The 14,161-nt window shown below is 73.7% G+C and carries 15 protein-coding genes and 1 riboswitch; of the genes, 7 read left to right on the top strand and 8 right to left on the bottom strand.

Going from position 1 to position 14,161, the window contains the following annotated elements:
- Positions 1–45: 45 nt before the first annotated feature.
- Positions 46–186, top strand: a riboswitch (cobalamin riboswitch).
- A 35-nt stretch (positions 187–221) separates the two neighbouring features.
- On the top strand, positions 222–449 hold the full coding sequence (locus ACFVGS_RS05210) for a CbtB-domain containing protein (protein WP_128984069.1): 228 nt from the start codon (positions 222–224) through the stop codon (positions 447–449).
- A 14-nt stretch (positions 450–463) separates the two neighbouring features.
- Positions 464–1,291 carry a CbtA family protein gene (locus ACFVGS_RS05205; protein WP_384411569.1) on the top strand — a complete coding sequence of 276 codons (828 nt, stop codon included), beginning with the start codon at positions 464–466 and terminating at the stop codon, positions 1,289–1,291.
- Positions 1,292–1,372: 81 nt separating this feature from the next.
- Here ACFVGS_RS05205 and ACFVGS_RS05200 read toward each other — a convergent pair whose 3' ends face one another.
- Complete coding sequence (locus ACFVGS_RS05200) at positions 1,373–2,332, bottom strand: D-2-hydroxyacid dehydrogenase family protein (RefSeq protein ID WP_385690519.1); 960 nt, start codon at positions 2,330–2,332, stop codon at positions 1,373–1,375.
- Between the two features lie 67 nt (positions 2,333–2,399).
- Here ACFVGS_RS05200 and ACFVGS_RS05195 point away from each other — a divergent pair, with 67 nt between their 5' ends.
- The 4 genes from ACFVGS_RS05195 to ACFVGS_RS05180 all read left to right on the top strand — a co-directional run bounded on the left by ACFVGS_RS05195 (position 2,400) and on the right by ACFVGS_RS05180 (position 7,728).
- Positions 2,400–4,112: a carboxylesterase/lipase family protein gene (locus ACFVGS_RS05195; protein WP_385690516.1), complete on the top strand. Its 1,713-nt coding sequence runs from the start codon at positions 2,400–2,402 to the stop codon at positions 4,110–4,112.
- A 159-nt stretch (positions 4,113–4,271) separates the two neighbouring features.
- Positions 4,272–5,621: a hypothetical protein gene (locus tag ACFVGS_RS05190; protein ID WP_385690513.1), complete on the top strand. Its 1,350-nt coding sequence runs from the start codon at positions 4,272–4,274 to the stop codon at positions 5,619–5,621.
- A 46-nt stretch (positions 5,622–5,667) separates the two neighbouring features.
- The gene (locus tag ACFVGS_RS05185) at positions 5,668–6,786 is read left to right on the top strand and encodes a YhjD/YihY/BrkB family envelope integrity protein (protein WP_384411576.1); all 1,119 of its coding nucleotides are present in this window, start codon (positions 5,668–5,670) and stop codon (positions 6,784–6,786) included.
- A gap of 399 nt (positions 6,787–7,185) precedes the next feature.
- A complete protein-coding gene (locus ACFVGS_RS05180; RefSeq protein WP_385690510.1) occupies positions 7,186–7,728 on the top strand; it encodes a GNAT family N-acetyltransferase in 543 nt (180 codons plus the stop codon).
- A gap of 114 nt (positions 7,729–7,842) precedes the next feature.
- Here the strand turns inward: ACFVGS_RS05180 and ACFVGS_RS05175 are convergent, their stop codons facing one another.
- On the bottom strand, positions 7,843–9,123 hold the full coding sequence (locus tag ACFVGS_RS05175; protein WP_385690507.1) for a hypothetical protein: 1,281 nt from the start codon (positions 9,121–9,123) through the stop codon (positions 7,843–7,845).
- A gap of 195 nt (positions 9,124–9,318) precedes the next feature.
- Between ACFVGS_RS05175 and ACFVGS_RS05170 the strand changes: the two genes are divergently transcribed.
- The gene (locus ACFVGS_RS05170) at positions 9,319–9,531 is read left to right on the top strand and encodes a DUF4287 domain-containing protein (RefSeq protein WP_385690504.1); all 213 of its coding nucleotides are present in this window, start codon (positions 9,319–9,321) and stop codon (positions 9,529–9,531) included.
- Between the two features lie 37 nt (positions 9,532–9,568).
- On the opposite strand, the gene ACFVGS_RS05165 is transcribed toward ACFVGS_RS05170, so the two are convergent.
- The 6 genes from ACFVGS_RS05165 to ACFVGS_RS05140 all read right to left on the bottom strand — a co-directional run bounded on the left by ACFVGS_RS05165 (position 9,569) and on the right by ACFVGS_RS05140 (position 13,904).
- Positions 9,569–10,798, bottom strand: coding sequence for a glycosyltransferase (locus tag ACFVGS_RS05165; protein ID WP_385690501.1), 1,230 nt, complete (start codon positions 10,796–10,798; stop codon positions 9,569–9,571).
- A 36-nt stretch (positions 10,799–10,834) separates the two neighbouring features.
- Positions 10,835–11,173, bottom strand: coding sequence for a MerR family transcriptional regulator (locus ACFVGS_RS05160; RefSeq protein ID WP_384411584.1), 339 nt, complete (start codon positions 11,171–11,173; stop codon positions 10,835–10,837).
- Positions 11,174–11,347: 174 nt separating this feature from the next.
- Positions 11,348–11,656, bottom strand: coding sequence for an SCO5918 family protein (locus ACFVGS_RS05155; RefSeq protein ID WP_384411586.1), 309 nt, complete (start codon positions 11,654–11,656; stop codon positions 11,348–11,350).
- Between the two features lie 64 nt (positions 11,657–11,720).
- Positions 11,721–12,005, bottom strand: coding sequence for a CBS domain-containing protein (locus ACFVGS_RS05150; protein ID WP_384411588.1), 285 nt, complete (start codon positions 12,003–12,005; stop codon positions 11,721–11,723).
- Positions 12,002–13,411, bottom strand: coding sequence for a DEAD/DEAH box helicase (locus ACFVGS_RS05145; RefSeq protein WP_385690497.1), 1,410 nt, complete (start codon positions 13,409–13,411; stop codon positions 12,002–12,004). Before ACFVGS_RS05145 ends, ACFVGS_RS05150 begins: the two co-directional genes overlap by 4 nt.
- A gap of 289 nt (positions 13,412–13,700) precedes the next feature.
- Positions 13,701–13,904 (bottom strand): cold-shock protein, encoded by a 204-nt coding sequence (locus tag ACFVGS_RS05140; protein WP_384411592.1) that lies wholly within the window; start codon positions 13,902–13,904, stop codon positions 13,701–13,703.
- Between the last annotated feature and the right edge of the window lie 257 nt (positions 13,905–14,161).

Genomic DNA, 14,161 nt, shown 5'->3' with positions numbered 1-14,161 from the left:
TTCATCGGGCGCTGCCTCATGCGCCCTTGGCGCGGAGTGTCCGGCGCGGTACGGTCAGTCGACATTTCCACAGAACGACGACGGCGAGACGGAAGTCCGGTGCAAGTCCGGCACGGTCGCGCCACTGTGAGCCGCCTCCAGCCCGCGAGGTGGCGAGTCAGACCCGACGACCGTCGTCGCGCACCACCGTATGGGACGCGCGTTCCCGAGGAGGTTCCACCATGGCCGAGGCCATTGCGTCGCCCGCCGTCACGTCCACCCCGTCCGTCGCCCCGGTCTCGCTGCCGGTCCGCGCGGTGCTCCCCTGGGCGGCGTTTATCGGCATCCTGGCGCTCGTCGCGCTGTACTTCGTCGGTGCCGAGCAGGGTGCCACCTCCCTGATCGCCGGCAGCGACGTGCACGAGTGGGTGCACGACGGTCGTCACCTGCTCGGTTTCCCCTGCCACTGAGGGGTAACCGCTCCATGTCTGCTCCAACCGCTCCTACGGGTTCGCTCGTAGGAAAGCTCCTGGTCCGCGGCATGCTCGCGGGCCTGATCGCCGGACTGTTCGCCTTCGCCGTCGCCTACGTCGCGGGCGAGCCGTCCGTCAACGCCTCGATCGCCGTCGAGGAGGCCGCCGCCAAGGCCGAGCACGCCACCGCGCACGACCACGGCGGAGGCCACGGCGCCGCCGAGGAGCCCGCCGAGGAGGAGATCGTCAGCCGGGACATGCAGTCCACGGCGGGTCTCGCCACCGGTGTCCTCGTCTACGGCGTCGCGCTCGGCGGCATCGCGTCCCTGGCGTTCTGCTTCGTCCTGGGACGGGTGGGCCGGTTCACCCCGAAGGCCACCGCGGCGCTCGTCGCGGCGGCGGCCTTCACCACGGTCTATCTGGTGCCGTTCCTGAAGTACCCGGCGACCCCGCCGGCCGTCGGCAACCCGGACACCATCGGGAAGCGCACCACGCTCTTCTTCCTGATGATCCTGCTGAGCGTGCTGCTCGGCATCGCCGCGGTCATCGCGGGCCGCCGGCTCGCCCCGCGCCTCGGCAACTGGAACGCGACCGTCGTCGCCGGCGCGGGCTTCGTCGCCGCGGTCGCGATCGCCTGCGCGTTCCTGCCCGCCAACGAGGACGCCGTGAAGCCCGACTTCCCGGCCGCCGTGCTGTGGGACTTCAGGCTCGCCACGCTGGGCATCCAGGCGGTCCTGTGGGCGGTCTTCGGACTCGCCTTCGGACTGCTCGCCCAGCGACTGCTCGCACCGGGGCCCGCCTCGGCGCAGGCGGTCCAGGCGACCGCTCCGGCCGCCTGATCCGGCACCGCCGGACCCGTAACGACGCGATCGGCCCCGTACCCCCTTCTCTTCTGCAGGGGTACGGGGCCGATCGCGTCGTCAGCCCAGCTCTCGTACGGGCGCACCCGCCAGCCACGCCTCGATGTCCTCGACCGCCTGGCCGAAGTAACGGCCGTAGTTGGCCTCGGTGACGTAACCGAGGTGCGGCAGCGCGAGCACGTTCGGCAGGGTCCGCAGCGGGTCGTCGGCGGGCAGCGGCTCGGTCTCGTACACGTCGAGCCCCGCCCCCGCGATCGTGCCCTCGCGCAGCGCCCGCAGCAGCGCCGCACCGTCCACGAGGCCCGCGCGCGAGGTGTTGACGAGGTACGCGCCCGGGCGCATCGCCGCGAGTTCCGGCTCGCCGATCAGTCCGCGGGTGCGGTCGGAGAGCACCAGGTGCAGCGAGACGACGTCGGCGGCGCCGAGCAGCTCGTGGAGGCTTCCGGCGCGCCGCACGCCGTGCTCGGCGGCCCGCTCGTCGGTGAGGTTCGGGCTCCAGGCGACCACGTCCATGCCGAAGGCGAGGCCGATCCGCGCCACCCGGCCGCCGATCTTGCCGAGGCCGACGAGACCGAGGACGCGGCCCGCGAGGTCCAGGCCCACCGTGGACTGCCACGGCCCGCCCTCGCGCATCGCCCGGCTCTCCGTGTGCACCTGCCGGGCCAGCCCCAGGATCAGCGCCCAGGTCAGCTCGGTGGGCGGCTCCGAGCCGCTGGCCGTACCGCAGACGACGACGCCGCGGGCGCGGGCGGCGGTGACGTCGATCGAGGCGTTGCGCATGCCGGAGGTGACGATCAGCCGCAGCCGGGAAAGCCGGGCGAGGAGGCCGGCGTCGAGCGGGGTCCGCTCGCGCATCACGACGAGGATCTCGCAGTCCTCGACGGCGGCGACGAGGGCGTCCCGGTCGGTGAGGTGCTCGCGCAGGACGCGGACGTCGACCCGCCCGTCGAGCGGGCTCCAGTCGGCGGAGGAGAGGGCGACGCCCTGGAAGTCGTCGAGGACGGCACAACGCAGCTTCATGCAGCGCATGATCGCGCACGGCGGTGCGCCCCGGGCGGGCGGGGTGCGGCGGGGGACACTGGCGCGCATGAACGACGAACGATCATGCGACGGCGGGGCGGTCTTCCGGACGACGGGCGGCGAGGTGAGGGGCAGGGCGGCCGTCGACGGTGTCACCGCCGTGCTCGGGATCCCTTACGCCGCACCGCCGTTCGGCGACCGCCGGTTCCGGGAGCCGCAACCGGCGGCGGCCTGGGAGGGGGTGCGGGACGGCACGGAGTTCGGGCCGATCGCGCCCCAGTCGGCGGAGCTGCCGGGAGCACCCGTGTGGCGGCCCGGCGACGAGGACGTCCTTACCGTCAACATATGGACGCCCGCGCCGACGCCGGTATGCGGGCCCGGGCCGGCAGGGGCGCCCGCGCCCATGTCCGGGCCCGCGCCCGGCCCTTCGCCCGCCCTGGCGGAGGGCGGCGGCGCGGCGCTGCCCGTCCTGTTCTGGATCCACGGCGGCGCGAACACCTTCGGCTCCTCCGCGCAGCCCGACTTCGACGGGACGGCGCTGGCGCGCGCCGGACTCGTGGTGGTCAGCTGCAACTACCGGGTCGGCTTCGAGGGCTTCGGCCACGTGCCGGGCCGCCCCGACAACCGCGGACTCCTGGACCAGGTGGCGGCCTTGCGCTGGGTGCGGGAGAACGTGGCGGCCTTCGGCGGCGATCCGGGGAACGTCACCGTGGCCGGGCACTCGTCGGGCGGAGCCTCTGCGGTCTGCCTGATGGCGATGGGTGCGGGCGGCAAGTCGACTGCGGGTGCGGGTACGGGTGCGGGTACGGGTACGGGTTCGGGTACGGATATGGCTGGGGACGCGGGCACGGGTGCGGGCACGGCTGCCCGGGGCCTGTTCCGGCGGGTCATCGCCCACAGCGTGCCCGGCGTGTTCTACACGGTCGAGCTCGCCGCGGCGGTCACCGCGCGCGTCGCTGCCGAGGCCGGAGTCGCACCGACGGCGGAAGGACTGTCGTCCGTGCCGCCCGAGGCGCTGGTGGCCGCCTCCGACAGGACCGCCGCGGGCTGCGCGAAGGATCCGGTGACGCCGATCCACGCCTGCGCTCCGGTGATCTTCCAGCCGGTCGTCGACGGCGCGGTGCTGCCCGCCTCCGTTGCGGCGGCCAGGACGGCGCCGGACGTGGACCTGCTCGTGTGCCACGCCCTGGAGGAGCAGTGGTTCCTCCACAGGGTGGGCGCCGTACGAGGACTCACGACGGAGGCCGAACTGGCGGCCTTCGTCCAGGACCTGGAACTCCCCTCCCGACTGGTCGACGGCTACGGGGCACTGATGCCGGACGCCCCGGTGCTCGACCGCTTCCTCGCGCTCTTCGGCGACGCGCAGTTCGCCGAGTACACCACCCGCCTCGCCGAGCGGCACGCGAGGGACGGCGGCCGCGCCCACCTGGCCCGTTTCGCCCGCCGACGCGAGGGAGCCAGGCCCTGGCACACGGCGGACGTCCCCTTCGCCTTCGGCAACCTCGACGTCGCCGGCGCCGACTTCCTCGTCGGCGGCGCTCCCGACGCCGACGACCGCGCCCTGTCCGACCGGATGCTCCGCGCCTGGGCCGCCTTCGCGGCCACCGGCGACCCCGGCTGGCCGCCGGTCACCGCCGAGAGGACGCCGGTCCGCTCCTGGGCCGTCCCCGCCGACCGCCTGAGCGACGGCGACCCGTCGCCGTTCCGCGCCCTGTGGCAGGACGTCGAGTTCGCCCCGCACCGTCCGCACATGCGGCACCGCACGCGACAGGATCGGTGAACCGGGCCCGGTCCCGCGCTGCCCGGCCGGCTCCCGCCCGTACAGCCCGTACAGCCCATCCGGACGTGCGCTCGCGCCGTCCGACCACGGAAATGGAAGGCAGGCAGGCAAGGCAAGGCAAGGCAGGCATGGCAGGCAAGCCCAGACCCAGGAGCGCTCATGAGCAGCCAGGACGGGAAGCCGGAGGACGGGAGACCGGCCGAGGGGAAACCGGCGGCCTCGACGGCAGGCTCGACGGGAGGCTCGAAGGCGGGCTCGGCGGCGGGCAGGTGGGCACGGATCGTCTCCTCCGCGGTCCTCCTGGTGCTCACCTGCGTGCTGGTGCCGGTCGCGCTGCTCACCGTATGGGTGCACGACATCGCCCTCGACACCGACCGGTACGTGGAGACGGTCGCCCCGCTGGCGAGCGACCCCGACATCGAGGCGGCGGCCGTCCACCGCATCACCCAGGCGGCCGACGTACGCGTCGACGGTCCGCAGGTCATGGCGGACGTCGCCGCCTGGCTGAAGAGCCAGGGGCTGCCGCCGCGCGCCGCGGACGCGGTGATGAAGCTCGGCCCCCAGCTCGACTCGGCCGTCGACGGCGCCGTCGAGAAGGTCGCCACGCGCTTCGTGGAGAGCGACCGCTTCGAAACGGTGTGGACGACCGCCAACCGGGCGGCCCACGGCGCCGTCGTGCACGCGCTGACCGGGCAGGGGCGCGGCGCGGTCGGCGTGGACGACGGCACGGTCACCCTCGACATCGGCGAGGCCGTGGACCGCGTCAAGGAGGAGCTGGTCGACGCCGGCGTGGCACCGGCCGGCAAGATCCCGGACGTCGACAAGCAGATGGTGCTCTTCCAGTCCGACAAGCTCGACAAGATCCGCGACCTGGCGCACGCGCTCGACGTGGTGGGCAACTGGTTCCCCGTGATCGTCGTCGTGATCGGCGCGGTGGGCGTCCTGCTGGCGCACAAGCGGCGGCGGGCGCTGGCCCGCACCGCACTGGGAGCCGCCTTCGCCTGCCTGGTCGTGGTCATCGGCCTGGTCGTCGCCCGCCGCTACTACCTCGACCACCTCCCGTCACAGGTCCAGTCGGAGGCGGCCGCGGCGTCCGTGTTCGACACCCTGCTGCACTTCCTGCGGGTCGCGCTGCGCACGGCGATCGTCCTCGGCGTCGTCATCGCCCTCGGCGCCTATCTGGTCGGCCCCGGCCGACTGCCCGTGGCGGTACGGGGAGCCGCGGAGCGCACCGCGGACTCCGCCGCCACCTGGGGATACGTCCACCACGTTCGGACCGGCCGGGCAGGGGTCTGGACGCAGGCGAACCGGCGGTGGATCACGCTCGGCGCCCTGCTGATCGTGGCGCTGCTCTTCGCGCTCTGGAACCACCCCACGGCGCTCACCATCCTGCTCCTCGTACTGATCCTGCTGGCCGTCCTCGCGGTGATCGCCCTCCTGGCGGCGAGCGGCCGCGCCACGGCAGACGCCGAGCGCCTGGCGCCGCCACGCCCGGAGGGCGATGCCTGAGGCGAGGCCGGAGGCGCGAGGGAGGCCCGTTGAGCGGGGAGGCCCGTTGAGTGGGGCCGATTCCGGCGGAGGCCGCGATAGGCGGCGGGCCGAGCCCGACCGCACCGACGGGCCTGACCGCACGAGCGAGCTCAGCGAGGCCGGCGAGGCGAGCGAGGCCAGTGAGGCGAGCAGAGCCCGCGAGGCAAGCGAGGCAAGCGAGGCAAGCGAGGCAAGCGAGGCCAGTGAGGCCAGCGAGGGCAGTGAGGCGAGCAAGTCCCGCAAGTCCCGCGAGGCCCGCGTGGCCCGCGAAGCCCGCTGGACCGGCCGGACCGGGGCGGCCCTGGCCGCGGTCCAGCGGACGCCGGTCGTCGGCCGGGTCGTCACCCGGCTGGCCCGCGTGAACACGATGGAGGCCGCCGCGCGCCTGGCCGCCCAGACGTTCCTGGCGGCGCTGCCGCTGCTGATCGTCGTGGCCGCGTTCGCGCCGCAGAGCGTGAAGGACCTTCTGGTCGACACCGTCCGCTCCTTCATGGGAGACAAGGTGCCGACCGACGACATCGAGCGGGTGCTGACCGCGAACGGCCAACTGAGGGGCAGCATCGGCGTGGCCGGCGTGATCGTCATGCTGATCTCGGCGACGGCACTCAGCCGGGCGCTCCAGCAGGTCTGCGAGCGCTGCTGGGACCTGCCCAAGGGGGGCGCCCGCCTCACGGCCTGGAGGTGGCTGGTGTGGATCCTGGGCTGGCTGGTGGTCATCGTCTTCCAGTCGGCGATCCGCCACGGCTTCGGCGCCGGAACCGCCGTCGGTGTGCTGGTCTCCGTGGTGACGTCCGTGGCGCTGTGGTGGTGGACGCAACACCTGCTGCTGGGCGCGCGGATCGGCTGGGCACCGCTGCTGCCGGGCGCACTGCTCGCGGGCGTCGCGATGACGGCCTTCGGCTACGTCTCGCCCCTCGTGATGCCGCAGGCGCTGGAACAGAGCCAGGAGCACTACGGTCCCCTCGGCTACGTGTTCACGTTCCTCTCCTGGCTCATCGCGGGCGGCTGCGTGATCGTCGTCTGCGTGGCGGTGGGTCAGGTCGTCGCGTCCTCGGGCCCGTTCCGCGGACGGCTGGGAACGCCCGTGCCCGGAGACACCGCGCGGCCCGCCGCCGACGGGAGGACCACGGAAGCGGACCGCTGAACCCGGGCCCGCACGCACGGCGCTCTTCCGCCCGCCCGTCGCTATCGTGGACGCGGGAGACGTACGAAGACGTGCGGGGGTGGGCCGGTATGGGGACCTGGGCGACGTACGAATGCCGGTGTGGCCACCCGCGCTACCGCCATGACGCCCCCCGCTTCTCGGGCCCCTGCTCGGACTGCGCGTGCGAGTCCTTCGCGACGCCGCCGCCGGGTCCCGGCTACTGGGATCCCGAGCCGTCGGCACCCGAGCCGGATCGCACACCGCATCCCTCGTGCCCGCTTCAGGACCCGGACTGCATCGGCTTCCATGACCTCGGCGCCTGAGGTCCGGGCGCCTGAAGAGCCGTCGGCTCCGGCGGACCGGCACGCACCGACGACCCCTCAGGGAGACTCCGCGCCCATGCCCCCGACCCACCTGGCCGGCCCTCACCTGGCCCTGCGCGACATCGACCCCGGGGACACCGACGCGCTCCTGGCGGTCTACGGCGACCCCGAGGCCACCCGGCACCTCAGCTTCGAGCCCCGTACCCCCGAGCAGGTCCAGACGATCGTCGACCGGTCCGTCGCCTCCGCCGAGGACACCCCGAGGACCGAGTACTGCCTTGCCGTCACCCGGCTCGGCGACCCCCGGCTGATCGGCTGCGCCCGCCTGGCGACCGAACCCCAGCGGGCGGCCGCCATCGGCTTCGCGCTGCACCCGGCCGAATGGGGCAGGGGCCTGGGCACGGAGACGGTCCGCCTGCTCTGCGCGCTCGGCTTCGAGGAGCTGGGCCTCCACCGCATCTGGGCGGCCCGCGCACCCCTCAACGAGGCGTCGGCACGAACCCTGCTGAGGGCGGGCATGACGGAGGAAGGCAGGATCCGCGACCACGTGTTCGTACGAGGGGTATGGCGGGACTCGATCACGTACTCGATCCTGGAACACGAGTGGACGAAGCCGTGACCGCGGCCGAACGCCGAAGGCCATGCCTTCGAGGACGCCTTTAGAGACGCGTTTAGGGACGCATTCAGGGACGCCTCTTTCGACGCGGGCACCGGCTCACGGGATGCCCCGCTATCAGGGCACCCGCACAGGGCCGACGGTGCAGTCCACCACGGAGGCTTCGGCACCGCCGCCCGTCATGACGAAGGCCAGCTCGCCGCCTTCGTACGGCGCGCCGACCATGACGGCCTCGCGCAGTCCGGCGGCGGGGAACGGCACGCGGCCGTCGACGGTGCAGACGTCGGCGGTGTCGACGTCATCGGCTTCATCGACGTCATCGAGATCGTCGACGCCGCCGGCCTTGCCGTGCTCACCCGCGCCGGTGGACACCGGCAGGCAGACGCACGAGAACAACGGCCTGCGCCCGGCCGTGTCGTCCGCGGCGTACACCCAGCTCCGGCCCTTGCGGTCCCAGCGCTTCAGCACCCGCAGGGCGGGCACCTCTCCGCGACGCAGCGCCGCGGCCCGTCGACGTGCCAGCAGCCCGGTCGTCAGCAGCGAGAGCCCGGGCAGCCCGGCGGCCAGGGCCGCCAACTGCCGGTCGAACGCGTCGTACGGCTCGGCGGCCAGACGCCGCCACGGCCCGTCCTCCAGCACCACCACGGTGCTCTCGAGGCGGTAGTCCTCCGGGAACAGGGCGTCGACGGTGAGGCGACGCCCGTCATGGGTACGGACCTTCAGCGTCATGTCCGTACGGCCGGTGACCACCGCCTCCGTACGGGTCGCCCGAGCGGCCTGCCGCTCGTCCTCGCCCACGCCGCGCAGGCCCAGGACGACCGCCCCGACGGCCACGGCACACAGCAACGCCCCGACCGCGATCGGTACGAGCCCTCGCCGCCCTCGCCCCGGCGCCGCACCGGTCGACTTCACCCACCCGTGCCCCACGGCGGCGGCCCCGGCCTGCCGGACCAGGTCCCGCTGCCGGCGCCGGGCGGCCAGCCGGGCCCGCGCCGCCGCCCAGCCGAGGCCGAGGGCCGCGATGACCGCCAGATTCGCCGAACGGGACGCCCACCCGGTGGCCGGAAGTTCCTCCCATGCCACGATGACCGCGAGGACCGGCGCGGCGACGAGAGCGAGCTCGGGGAGCCGGGCGAACCAGTACGGCATCCCGACGGCGAGGCCGAACTGGACCATGCCGACCCAGTCCGGACCGCACGGCGCCGCCTCGCTGCACACCGCCATCGGCTCCAGGCCGATCGCGGCGGCGACGGACGCCAGCAGCGCCAGGACGGACCACAGGGGCCTCGCCCACCAGCCCGGCCGGGCGCCCGCCCAGGCCGCCGCGTCGGCGGACAGCCAGGCGGGGACGCTCTCGAAGGCGGGGCCGACGGATATCGGTGCGGAAGTCTGGGTCACGCGAGGATTATGCGGCAGCTCCTGCCGAGCCGACCGTCGCCTCCCTCGCTCCGGGAAGAGCGATGAGTTCCGGCGCCGCCGTCGGTCGTAGGACATGACACGACCGACGCAGGGAAGACCGCGACGCGCCCGGCACGCGCCCGGCACGCGGCCTCCTTTCCCGGCTCGGACCGACAGGACGAAACGGAGACATCGATGACCGCCGCTGTGAAGGGCCCCGCCAGCTACTTCCCGTCCATCGAGAAGAAGTACGGCCGCCCGATCGCCGAATGGAAGGACCTGGTCCGTTCCTCTCCGCTGACGAAGCACATGGAGCTCGTGACCTGGCTCAAGTCCGAACACGGCCTGGGCCACGGTCACGCCAACGCCCTCGTGGCCCACACCCTTGCGGAGGACAGCGGCCGGTGACGAGACCGCGAGGGGAGAGCGTCCGGAGAACGCCCCTTCACCCGGCGCCGTCGGGGCCGCCGATGTGCGCCAGCAGCGAAGCGGCGCCGTCCTCCGTGGCGATGCCGCGGGCGAGTTCCGAGGCGCGGCGTCGGTGGACCGGTTCGGACAGGCAGGCCGTGATCGCGTCGCCGAGGTTCTCGGCGGTGAGGTCCTGGAACGGCAGGGGCCGGGGAGCGACGCCCAGTTCGTGCAGCCGGGAGGCCCAGAAGGGCTGGTCGGCCATGACGGGGACGGGCACGGCGGGCACTCCGGCGCGCAGTCCGGCCCCGGTGGTACCGGCCCCGGCGTGGTGGACGACGGCGGCGGTGCGGGGGAACAGCCAGTCGTGCGGGACGTCGCCGACGGCAAGGACGTCGTCGCCCTGGCCGCTCAGCCCGGCCCACCCCGCCTGCACCACCACGCGGACGCCCGCCCGCCGCACCGCCGCGGCGACCAGCTCACCGAGCCGTTCGCCCTCGCCCGGGGCCATGCTGCCGAAGCCGACGAACACCGGCGGCGGACCGGCCTGGAGGAAGTCGACCAGTTCGGGCGGGGGTTGCCAGCCGGCAGGCCGCGCGGGCCACCAGTAGCCCGTCACGTCGACCCCGGACGGCCAGTCGTCGGGGCGCGGCACCACCAGCGGGCTGTAGCCGTGGAACACCGGCCGGATGTCCGCCGGCGCGGAGGGTGTCCCGTCGGGCAGCCCGAGGAGGGCACGCAGCCGGGTCACGGCGCCCGCGAGGGCCGCGTCCGCGCGCCGCAGCACGTCCCGGCCCGCGGCGAGGTTGCCTTCCGGCCCCCGGCCGGGGCCCGCGCCACCGGCGCCGTTCGCGTGGGGGAGCGCGAACCGTCCTGTGGCGAACGCCGGTACGAGATAGGTGCCGACGACGGAGATGCCGTACGCCTCGCCGGCCGTCCTGCTGAGCGGCGCCGGGCCGAAGGGCGTGAGCAGCAGGTCGGCACCGCCTGCCACGGCCTGCGCGACCCCGTCGGCGAGCCCCTCCGCGTAGGCCCTCGTGAGCGCCCGCGCCTCCTCCCGCGACCCCGCCCGCGCCCAGTCCCGGATCAGCCCCTGCGGATCCCCGGGCACGGGCCGGAACTCGAGACCGCACGCGCCGATGAGCCCGGCGAAGGACGCGTGAGCCGCGACGGCCACCTGGTGCCCGGCGTCCGACAGGCGCCGCCCCAGCCCCGTGAAGGGCGCGACGTCGCCCCGGGAACCGGCGGTGACGATCAGAACGCGCATGGCGCGGCCTTCCCTTCCGGTACCGATGACGGGGCTTCAGTCGGCTGCCGGAGGGGGGAGTTCGCCCGCCGCGCGGCGGTACTCGGCGTTGATGCGCTGGGCTTCCTCCAGCTGGTCCTCGAGGGCGATGATGCGGCAGGCGGCCTCGATGGGGGTGCCCTGGTCGACGAGTTCGCGAGCGCGTGCGGCGATACGCAGCTGATAGCGGGAGTAGCGGCGGTGGCCGCCCTCGGAGCGGAGCGGGGTGATCAGCCGGGCCTCTCCCAGGGCGCGGAGGAAACCGGGCGTCGTACCGATCATCTCGGCGGCCCGGCCCATCGTGTAGGCGGGGTAGTCGTCGTCGTCGAGACGGCCGAGCGGATCGTCTGCTGTCATTCTCACCTCTCCGGCGAACCTTCCGGTGCGCGGGCCGGCGGTCCGGCTCGTTCACCGAGCGTAACGCCGCCGCCCGGGGCGCCGGTACCGGCGCTCCTGACGGCTGGAGAGGAGAGGAAGGGAATCGGACAGGCGGACGGGGGGATCCCGTCCCGCCCGCCGGCTCTTCGACCGTCAGCCGGCCGTCGGCGTGCCCAGGAGGGCCGACGCCCGCTGGACCGCGCCGGCGGTGGCCGAGGGGGCGGCGGCCGTGCCGGTGCCGCACGTGAAGCCGAGCCGGGTCATGGCCCGCAGGACCTCGCCGACGCCGAAGTCACGGCGGTCCTGTCGCGTGACGACGGCGCCGACCTGCTTGGCGGGGTAGTCACGGCGTCCGATGCGCACGAAGGCGCCGGACAGGGGTTCGGGTTTGACGCCCTTCATCGCCTCCAGGACGTCGTTCTTCGTCAGCTCGAACGGGAAACGGGCGATCACGCAGCGCATGGGACCTCACAGGAGGAGAGGAAGGGAAGGTGAGCGGCGGGGTGGTCGTGCCGGCAGCGGGCGGTCACGAGCGGGGTGCGGTGTCCGTCGGGCCGAGTTCGCGCAGGCGCACCCGGTCGGTGTACGCGGGACTGGCGCGGAAGCCGGCGAGCTGGGCCCGGGTGACGACGCCGGTGCGCCGGCCGTCGGCGTCGCGGATGATCAGGCGTGCGGTGCGGGCTCCCTGCATGACCGCGAGGGCGACCTCGACGGTCATGTCCGCCCAGACGTGCGGTTCGGCCACGGCCGGGGCGGACGGGTGGTGGGGTGGTGTCTGCGTCTGGTGGGTTGGTGTCTGCGTCGCTGTCACGAGCGGCTCCTGGTCGGGGAAGGGGAAGGCGGGGGTGCCGGCTCCGGTGCGAGGTGCCGGGAGGTGCGGACGCGCCGGGCCGGAGCGGCGGCTTCGGGCGGGACGCGGACGACCGGCGGCTCCGTCCCGGGGACGCCCGAGGGGGTCCGCGCGCCGGTGATGCGGTGCAGTTCCGCCTCGCCGGGGCGGATCGGGGTGATCCGGGGCCGGACGCCGGCCTGGGACATGAGGCGGGCGGCGGCGCGGCGCTGGTTCGGTGTGACCAGGGTGACGACGCTGCCGGGCTTTCCGGCCCTGGCGGTGCGGCCGCTGCGGTGCAGGTAGTCCTTGGGGTCGGCGGGCGGATCGACGTTGACGACGAGGTCGAGGTCGTCGACGTGGATGCCGCGGGCGGCGATGCTCGTGGCGACGAGCACCGGCACCTGTCCGCTCCGGAACCGGGCGAGCGTGCGGGTCCGCTGGGGCTGGGACTTGCCGCCGTGGAGCGCGGCGGCTCGCACCCCGCGGGCCAGCAGGTCCCCGGTCAGCCGGTCGACGGCGTGCTTGGTGTCGAGGAACATGATCACGCGGCCCGTGCGGGCGGCGATCTCGGCGGTCGTGGCCTGTTTGTCGTCGGCGCGGACGTGCAGGACGTGGTGCTCCATCGTGGTGCCGGCCCCGGCGGCGGGGTCGACGGAGTGCACGACGGGATGCGACAGGTAGCGGGCGACGAGCCGGTCGACGCTGCGGTCCAGAGTGGCGGAGAAGAGCAGCCGCTGGCCGTCGGCGGGCACCTGGTCGAGGAGTTCGGTGATCTGGGGAGCGAAGCCCATGTCGGCCATCTGGTCCGCCTCGTCCAGGACGGTGACGGAGATGCGGTCCAGCAGGCAGTCGCCCCGTACGACGAGGTCCGTGAGCCGGCCCGGGGTGGCGACGACGATCTCGGAGCCCTTCCGCAGGGCGTAGGCCTGCCGACTGAGAGGCATTCCGCCGACGACCGTGGCCAGCCTCGACCCGACGGCACGGGCGTACGGCGTGAGCGCGTCGGTCACCTGCTGCGCCAGCTCGCGGGTGGGGACGAGGACGAGGCCGACGGGCCGCCTGGGCGCGGCCCGCGTTCCCGCCGTACGGGCCACCAGGGCGAGGCCGAAGGCCAGCGTCTTGCCGGAACCGGTGCGGCCGCGCCCCAGGACGTCCCGGCCCGCGAGCGCGCTCGGCAGGGTCGCGGCCTGGATGGGGAACGGGACGGTGACGCCTTCGGCGGCGAGCGTGGCGAGCAGCCGTTCCGGCAGGTCGAGGTCGGCGAACGCCCCGACCGACGCCGGTGCGGGGGTGTCCGTGGAGGGGACGGCCCTCTCATGCCGGCCGGAGGCGGAGTCCCCCTCGTCGGGGGCGGAACGACGGCCGGTCGGGTGTGCGCTGTTCATGCGGAACCTCCTCGGTGAGAGGCGCATCAAGGAATGTCCGCGGCGAAGGAACGGAACCAGATATTTCCCGACGGCTTCGAATGGGGCATGAAAGCAGAACCGCCGGAAAGGGCCTCGGAAGGCGTGCTCGGCGGAGGAGGCGGCGCGATGCGGAGATGAGGCGTCCGGGCCGCGGCCGCGGCGGGTCGGGGAGCGGTCGGATCCGCTCGGCGGGATTTCGGTGGCGCGAACGCGGCCGGGGCCCGCACCCCGAAGGATGCGGGCCCCAGCTGCGGTGTGTACGCCTGGATCAGGCGGCGACGATGTTCTCGGCCGTCGGGCCCTTCTGGCCCTGCGCGATGTCGAAGCTGACCTTCTGGCCTTCCTGCAGCTCGCGGAAGCCCTGGGCGGCGATGTTCGAGAAGTGCGCGAAGACGTCGGGGCCGCCGCCGTCCTGCTGGATGAAGCCGAAGCCCTTTTCCGCGTTGAACCACTTCACGGTACCGGTGCTCATGTCGTATCTCCTTCGAGGGATCATCGGCGTCCGCACTGCGCGGAAACCATGTCGCCGTGATGATTGCCCCGCCGGAGAATCCGGAGACGAAAAAAAGCACTCCCGCCGCCCTGAGGGCCGCCGGGGGCACTTGAAGTTTCGGGAACCACAACTGCAACTGAAATCGACAGTAGCACGACACCGTTCCGAAAGGCGGCGGAATATCTCCGCTCCTTTTGAGCGGCAGTAATTCTCGCCGCGTCGTCTGCCGAATTCTC

The organism is Streptomyces sp. NPDC127114, assembly GCF_042677525.1.
Classification (GTDB): domain Bacteria; phylum Actinomycetota; class Actinomycetes; order Streptomycetales; family Streptomycetaceae; genus Streptomyces.
This window is presented reverse-complemented; position numbering and strand designations above follow the sequence as displayed.

Coding starts and splice junctions, on each gene's coding strand:
- ACFVGS_RS05155 (WP_384411586.1), bottom strand. CDS start 11,656: ATGCGCTGCGTGATCGCCCGTTTCCCGTTCGAGCTGACGAAGAACGAC.
- ACFVGS_RS05145 (WP_385690497.1), bottom strand. CDS start 13,411: ATGAACAGCGCACACCCGACCGGCCGTCGTTCCGCCCCCGACGAGGGG.
- ACFVGS_RS05190 (WP_385690513.1), top strand. CDS start 4,272: ATGAGCAGCCAGGACGGGAAGCCGGAGGACGGGAGACCGGCCGAGGGG.
- ACFVGS_RS05210 (WP_128984069.1), top strand. CDS start 222: ATGGCCGAGGCCATTGCGTCGCCCGCCGTCACGTCCACCCCGTCCGTC.
- ACFVGS_RS05160 (WP_384411584.1), bottom strand. CDS start 11,173: ATGACAGCAGACGATCCGCTCGGCCGTCTCGACGACGACGACTACCCC.
- ACFVGS_RS05170 (WP_385690504.1), top strand. CDS start 9,319: ATGACCGCCGCTGTGAAGGGCCCCGCCAGCTACTTCCCGTCCATCGAG.
- ACFVGS_RS05200 (WP_385690519.1), bottom strand. CDS start 2,332: ATGAAGCTGCGTTGTGCCGTCCTCGACGACTTCCAGGGCGTCGCCCTC.
- ACFVGS_RS05165 (WP_385690501.1), bottom strand. CDS start 10,798: ATGCGCGTTCTGATCGTCACCGCCGGTTCCCGGGGCGACGTCGCGCCC.
- ACFVGS_RS05205 (WP_384411569.1), top strand. CDS start 464: ATGTCTGCTCCAACCGCTCCTACGGGTTCGCTCGTAGGAAAGCTCCTG.
- ACFVGS_RS05195 (WP_385690516.1), top strand. CDS start 2,400: ATGAACGACGAACGATCATGCGACGGCGGGGCGGTCTTCCGGACGACG.
- ACFVGS_RS05140 (WP_384411592.1), bottom strand. CDS start 13,904: ATGAGCACCGGTACCGTGAAGTGGTTCAACGCGGAAAAGGGCTTCGGC.
- ACFVGS_RS05180 (WP_385690510.1), top strand. CDS start 7,186: ATGCCCCCGACCCACCTGGCCGGCCCTCACCTGGCCCTGCGCGACATC.